This window comes from Gordonia desulfuricans NBRC 100010 (genome assembly GCF_001485495.1).
Taxonomy (GTDB): domain Bacteria; phylum Actinomycetota; class Actinomycetes; order Mycobacteriales; family Mycobacteriaceae; genus Gordonia; species Gordonia desulfuricans.
The window spans coordinates 1-5,604 of the sequence record NZ_BCNF01000198.1 but is presented as its reverse complement, the minus strand read 5'-3'; the positions used below and the strand labels follow the sequence as shown (position 1 = coordinate 5,604).

General features: G+C 54.7%; 3 rRNA genes. All 3 read right to left on the bottom strand.

Features of this window, described 5'->3' with window-relative positions:
- Positions 1 to 8: 8 nt before the first annotated feature.
- Positions 9 to 125, bottom strand: a 5S ribosomal RNA gene (gene rrf, locus GD1_RS23730).
- A gap of 118 nt (positions 126 to 243) precedes the next feature.
- Positions 244 to 3,374: ribosomal RNA gene (locus GD1_RS23725) — 23S ribosomal RNA — on the bottom strand.
- Positions 3,375 to 3,831: 457 nt separating this feature from the next.
- Positions 3,832 to 5,351 (bottom strand): 16S ribosomal RNA (locus tag GD1_RS23720).
- Together the 16S, 23S and 5S rRNA genes form the textbook arrangement of a ribosomal RNA operon.
- Between the last annotated feature and the right edge of the window lie 253 nt (positions 5,352 to 5,604).

The following is a 5,604-nucleotide window of genomic DNA, read 5'->3' as shown; positions in this document are numbered from 1 at the left end:
AAAAAATTGTTCGGCGGTGTCCTACTCTCCCACACTGACTAAAGTGCAGTACCATCGGCGCTGGCAGGCTTAGCTTCCGGGTTCGGAATGGGACCGGGCGTTTCCCCACCGCTATAGCCGCCGAAACTCTATGAAACAAACGCTCACGCGTCCGCACTATCATGCGTGCATTGTTTCAGAAGTACATAGTGGATGCGCAAAACCATCTCCATCAAACCCACTCACAAAAAAATGTAAGAGTGTTGTTGTAAGTCCTCGGCCGATTAGTACCAGTCACCTACACCTGTTACCAGGCTTCCAGTTCTGGCCTATCAACCCCATGATCTGTAGGGGGCCTTAACCCTTCAAGAGGGAGAGAAACCTCATCTTGGAACAGGCTTCCCGCTTAGATGCTTTCAGCGGTTATCCCTTCCGAACGTAGCCAACCAGCAATGCTCCTGGCGGAACAACTGGCACACCAGAGGTTCGTCCGTCCCGGTCCTCTCGTACTAGGGACAGGTTTCCTCAAGTTTCTAACGCGCGCGGCGGATAGAGACCGAACTGTCTCACGACGTTCTAAACCCAGCTCGCGTGCCGCTTTAATGGGCGAACAGCCCAACCCTTGGGACCTACTCCAGCCCCAGGATGCGACGAGCCGACATCGAGGTGCCAAACCATCCCGTCGATATGGACTCTTGGGGAAGATCAGCCTGTTATCCCCGGGGTACCTTTTATCCGTTGAGCGACACCACTTCCACACGTTGGTGCCGGATCACTAGTCCCGACTTTCGTCCCTGCTCGACATGTACGTCTCACAGTCAAGCTCCCTTGTGCACTTACACTCAACACCTGATTGCCAACCAGGCTGAGGGAACCTTTGGGCGCCTCCGTTACATTTTGGGAGGCAACCGCCCCAGTTAAACTACCCACCAGGCACTGTCCCTGAACCCGATCAGGGTCCGAGGTTAGAAGTCCAATACGATCAGAGTGGTATTTCAACAACGACTCCATGAACACTGGCGTGCCCACTTCACAGTCTCCCACCTATCCTACACAAACCGAACCGAACACCAATACCAAGCTATAGTGAAGGTCCCGGGGTCTTTTCGTCCTGCCGCGCGTAACGAGCATCTTTACTCGTAATGCAATTTCGCCGAGTCTGTGGTTGAGACAGCAGAGAAGTCGTTACGCCATTCGTGCAGGTCGGAACTTACCCGACAAGGAATTTCGCTACCTTAGGATGGTTATAGTTACCACCGCCGTTTACTGGGGCTTAAATTCTCAGCTTCGCAACCCGAAGGCCACTAACCGGTCCTCTTAACCTTCCAGCACCGGGCAGGCGTCAGTCCGTATACATCGTCTTACGACTTCGCACGGACCTGTGTTTTTAGTAAACAGTCGCTTCTCTCTGGTCTCTGCGACCACCACCAGCTCCCACCGAAAAAGTGTTCACCAATCGTGGTCCCCCTTCTCCCGAAGTTACGGGGGCATTTTGCCGAGTTCCTTAACCACAGTTCTCTCGATCGCCTTAGTATTCTCTACCTGACCACCTGTGTTGGTTTGGGGTACGGGCCGTGTACCAACTCACTAGAGGCTTTTCTCGGCAGCATAGGATCATGGAATTCGCCACAACGGCTACGCATCACCTCTCAGGCATCATGAGTGACGGATTTACCAACCACTCGCCCTACAGGCTTACACCAGTACAACCACTCACTGGCCCCACTACCTTCCTGCGTCACCCCATCGCTTGCCTACTACCAGCCAAGGTCCCACGCAGCCCCCGCCGGCTACCCGAAGGCAGTCCATTGGGATTTGGATGGTTAGTACAACTGATTCAGCATGGGCGCGGATACACGGGTACGGGAATATCAACCCGTTGTCCATCGACTACGCCTGTCGGCCTCGCCTTAGGTCCCGACTCACCCTGGGCGGATTAGCCTGGCCCAGGAACCCTTGGTCATCCGGCGGCAGAGTTTCTCACTCTGCTTTCGCTACTCATGCCTGCATTCTCACTCCCACACCCTCCACACCTAGATCACTCCGGCGCTTCCACGGATGCAGGACGCTCCCCTACCCACCCCACCCACTACACAGCAGTCCGTAAACCACTGCGGATGTCATGGTGGAGTGCCGCGGCTTCGGCGGTGTACTTGAGCCCCGCTACATTGTCGGCGCAGGATCACTTGACCAGTGAGCTATTACGCACTCTTTCAAGGGTGGCTGCTTCTAAGCCAACCTCCTGGTTGTCTTCGCGACCCCACATCCTTTTCCACTTAGTACACGCTTAGGGGCCTTAGCCGGCGATCTGGGCTGTTTCCCTCTCGACTACGAACCTTATCGCCCGCAGTCTCACTGCCACACTCTCACTTACCGGCATTCGGAGTTTGGCTGACGTCAGTAACCTAGTAGGGCCCATCGGCCATCCAGTAGCTCTACCTCCAGTAAGAAACATGCAACGCTGCACCTAAATGCATTTCGGGGAGAACCAGCTATCACGAAGTTTGATTGGCCTTTCACCCCTACCCACAACTCATCCCCTCCATTTTCAACTGAAGTGGGTTCGGGCCTCCACAACATCTTACTGCTGCTTCACCCTGGCCATGGGTAGATCACTTCGCTTCGGGTCTAGACCCAGCGACTCAACGCCCTATTCAGACTCGCTTTCGCTACGGCTACCCCACACGGGTTAACCTCGCCACCGAGCACTAACTCGCAGGCTCATTCTTCAAAAGGCACGCCATCACCCACCACCCGAAGGTGCACAGGCTTTGACGGATTGTAAGCGTCCGGTTTCAGGTACTATTTCACTCCCCTCCCGGGGTACTTTTCACCTTTCCCTCACGGTACTAGTCCGCTATCGGTCACCAGGAAGTATTCAGGCTTACCGGGTGGTCCCGGCAGATTCACAGCAGATTCCACGAGCCCGCTGCTACTTGGGAAAACATCACGCAAGACCACACGCTTTCAGTTACCGGACTCTCACCGTCTACGGCAGACCATTCCAGGCCACTTCACCTAACATGCGATTTTCTGACTCACGTCCTGACAGGTAGATCAGGAAAGACACTCCCCACAACCCCACACACACAACCCCTACCCGGTATCACATGCGCATGGTTTAGCCTCATCCGCTTTCGCTCGCCACTACTCACGGAATCACAATTGTTTTCTCTTCCTATGGGTACTGAGATGTTTCACTTCCCCACGTTCCCCCCACACAGCCTATACATTCAGCTGGTGGTAACACGACATCACTCGTGCTGGGTTTCCCCATTCGGACACCCTCGGATCACAGCTCGTTTGACAACTCCCCGAGGACTATCGCGGCCTACCACGTCCTTCATCGGCTCCTGGTGCCAAGGCATCCACCGAACGCCCTAAAACACTTACAACAACACCTACACCCACAGGGGCTCCACCCCCGTGCACCCCCAAAAGAGCACACACAGGACAAACATCCCCTACCAGTGTAGACACGTTCTTGAGAACAAACTCGAACAAAACACACAAACCAAAAACAGTTTGTCATGCATTGCAATAAATAAAGATGCTCGCATCCACTATGCACTTCTCAAACAACACACACCCACAACCGACTCATCCTCCTGCGACCATCACAGTCACACTCAACGAACAAACCCGCATCATGGGCAGAAGAAACGGTGTGTTCCCTCAGAACCCCGACAGTGTGTTGACAGCACCGAATCCGTCACCGGAAACAGTCACCCGGCCACCGACCTCTCTGATGAGACCGACAACCATGCTGGCGTGTTTGATGTTTCACCCTATGAACACACACCCACCCAACGGACAGACGCCGCCGGCATGGGAATGTTGCATGCTCCTTAGAAAGGAGGTGATCCAGCCGCACCTTCCGGTACGGCTACCTTGTTACGACTTCGTCCCAATCGCCGATCCCACCTTCGACGGCTCCCTCCCAAGGGTTAGGCCACCGGCTTCGGGTGTTACCGACTTTCATGACGTGACGGGCGGTGTGTACAAGGCCCGGGAACGTATTCACCGCAGCGTTGCTGATCTGCGATTACTAGCGACTCCGACTTCATGGGGTCGAGTTGCAGACCCCAATCCGAACTGAGACTGGCTTTAAGGGATTCGCTCCACCTCACGGTATCGCAGCCCTCTGTACCAGCCATTGTAGCATGTGTGAAGCCCTGGACATAAGGGGCATGATGACTTGACGTCATCCCCACCTTCCTCCGAGTTGACCCCGGCAGTCTCCTGCAAGTCCCCGGCATAACCCGCTGGCAATACAGGACAAGGGTTGCGCTCGTTGCGGGACTTAACCCAACATCTCACGACACGAGCTGACGACAGCCATGCACCACCTGTACACCAACCACAAGGGAAACGATATCTCTACCGTCGTCTGGTGTATGTCAAACCCAGGTAAGGTTCTTCGCGTTGCATCGAATTAATCCACATGCTCCGCCGCTTGTGCGGGCCCCCGTCAATTCCTTTGAGTTTTAGCCTTGCGGCCGTACTCCCCAGGCGGGGTACTTAATGCGTTAGCTACGGCACGGAACTCGTGAAATGAGCCCCACACCTAGTACCCACCGTTTACGGCGTGGACTACCAGGGTATCTAATCCTGTTCGCTACCCACGCTTTCGCTCCTCAGCGTCAGTTACTACCCAGAGACCCGCCTTCGCCACCGGTGTTCCTCCTGATATCTGCGCATTTCACCGCTACACCAGGAATTCCAGTCTCCCCTGTAGTACTCAAGTCTGCCCGTATCGCCTGCACGCCTGCAATTGAGTTGCAGAATTTCACAGACGACGCGACAAACCGCCTACGAGCTCTTTACGCCCAGTAATTCCGGACAACGCTTGCACCCTACGTATTACCGCGGCTGCTGGCACGTAGTTGGCCGGTGCTTCTTCTCCAGGTACCGTCACTTGCGCTTCGTCCCTGGCGAAAGAGGTTTACAACCCGAAGGCCGTCATCCCTCACGCGGCGTCGCTGCATCAGGCTTGCGCCCATTGTGCAATATTCCCCACTGCTGCCTCCCGTAGGAGTCTGGGCCGTGTCTCAGTCCCAGTGTGGCCGATCACCCTCTCAGGTCGGCTACCCGTCGTCGCCTTGGTAGGCCATTACCCCACCAACAAGCTGATAGGCCGCGGGCCCATCCCCAACCGCAAAAGCTTTCCACCAAACACCATGCGATGTAAGGTCATATCCGGTATTAGACCCAGTTTCCCAGGCTTATCCCGAAGTCAGGGGCAGATCACCCACGTGTTACTCACCCGTTCGCCACTCGAGTACCCAGCAAGCTGGGCCTTTCCGTTCGACTTGCATGTGTTAAGCACGCCGCCAGCGTTCGTCCTGAGCCAGGATCAAACTCTCCATGAAAAAATAGCGAAACACAACCAGCCAAAGCCGGCGTTTCAACACAATCCTTCAACCAGGAAAGCAAAACCTGACCAAAAATGATTCTCAAAAAAACAAACTGGCATCAAAAAACTTCATAAACTAATGAACTCCCTGACACCAAAATAATTTGGCATCAAACAATCCACCAACACACTATCGAGTTCTCAAAGAACACACACCCACCAACACCACCCACAACAAGGGCGAACTCCGGTGAGCTGTACTCAACTTT